Genomic DNA, 1340 nt, shown 5'->3' with positions numbered 1-1340 from the left:
CCGCTACCGGTAGCGAGTCTGCCCGATGACTGACCCGCTAGTTCTCATTAGGCACCACTCGGGCAACCATGTTCGCGGTCAGCGCCCGCTCGGCGGAGATCGGCTCCCCGGTCAGCGGCAACTCCAGCGCCACTCCGACACCGCAGGTGTTGACCAGACACGGGATGCCGCCGTCGGCCGGATGCATTCTGCGACGCACCTCGACGGTGCCGAACTGCGCGCGCTCCGAGGCGATCCGAATGTCGCACGGCCATCGCCAGCTCAACCCCGTGCCCGACGCACCAGCTATTGATCGCGGCGACTACGGGATTGGTGATGCGCGATAGCGGTCGCCGGGTTCCGGCACAGCCCGTCCTCGAGCCGTTCGCGCGCCACCATCGGTTCGAGGTCTGCCACTCGGGCGCATGGGTTTTCAGGTCAGCGCCGGCGGTGAACGCGTCGCCGGCTGCAGTGATCACGGCGACGCGAAGCTCTAGGTCGTCACGGAAGTCACGCCATATGTGACAGAGCAGCTCGTGGGATTCGATGTCGATGGCGTTCTTGATTTCTGGGCGGTTGAGGGTGATGTAGGCGACCTCACCGCGCTTGTCGTAGACACCTTTGCTGTCATAACACAGGACCTTTCATTCAAAGCTAGTTGGGCAGGTTGGTCCCAAGGATGGTGGGCAGTGCGGAGCGGTGGAACCCGTCGAACGGGGTGTTGTGTCGCGCGGGTTGCAGTTCCACCATCCGGGCTTGGCGTTCGGCGCTCCACCGTCGACACGGATGCAGGTCCCGGTGATGAACCTGGCGGCCGGCTACAGCTAGAACGCCACCGCCGCGGAGACTTCTACCTCGGTTCCAAAGCGCTGCAGGGGAATTTCGCGGGCGATGGACGGAAACGCGCCCGCCGTCGGAGCGGATCTCGGCTTGCACGGCATTGGGTTGGTCGGCGTTGCGCCCGACGATTGCCACGTCGGCGCCTAGCGCGGCGAGTTCGCGCGCGGTGAATCGCGCGATCCCGCTGCCGCCGCCGGTGATCACAACCGTCTGACCGGTGAACAGGTCTCCTTGAATATTGACAACTAGCCCACGAATGTTCTCCAATAGGACTCATCCCTGAAGCTGTTGGCGCAGAGCGGCTTTCTCCACTTTGCCGCTCGCGGTACAGGAGTCTTGCTCGACCAATCCCGGGCCACGTCGGGGTGGCAGCGGATGCCTGATGCGAGCGTCATCCGCACTCCTCAATCCGAAATATTCAAATGGTCAGACCATAGCTTTCGGGCCGTTTTGGTCAAGGAGACCTCTAGCCCTTCAGTAAGCGTGTCGGCAGGGTAGAAATAGGCAAAGGCCTTATCCTG

2 protein-coding genes and 1 pseudogene are annotated in these 1340 nt (G+C 63.0%); all 3 read right to left on the bottom strand.

All coding sequences use genetic code 11. The annotated features are described in order from the left end of the window. Positions 1–37: 37 nt before the first annotated feature. A complete protein-coding gene (locus tag F6Q13_RS17490) occupies positions 38–289 on the bottom strand; it encodes an enoyl-CoA hydratase/isomerase family protein (RefSeq protein ID WP_293059246.1) in 252 nt (83 codons plus the stop codon). Next, positions 252–617 (bottom strand): annotated as a pseudogene (locus tag F6Q13_RS20340) (enoyl-CoA hydratase/isomerase family protein); the annotation flags it as partial. The pseudogene F6Q13_RS20340 and the gene F6Q13_RS17490, both read right to left, overlap by 38 nt. A gap of 16 nt (positions 618–633) precedes the next feature. Continuing rightward, positions 634–1023, bottom strand: coding sequence for an SDR family NAD(P)-dependent oxidoreductase (locus F6Q13_RS17485; protein ID WP_293059244.1), 390 nt, complete (start codon positions 1021–1023; stop codon positions 634–636). Positions 1024–1340: the final 317 nt, after the last annotated feature.

This window comes from Mycobacterium sp. (assembly GCF_008709575.1).
In the GTDB taxonomy this organism is placed as follows: domain Bacteria; phylum Actinomycetota; class Actinomycetes; order Mycobacteriales; family Mycobacteriaceae; genus Mycobacterium.
Note: the sequence above shows the minus strand (reverse complement) of the source record. Positions and strands in the feature narration are given on the sequence as shown.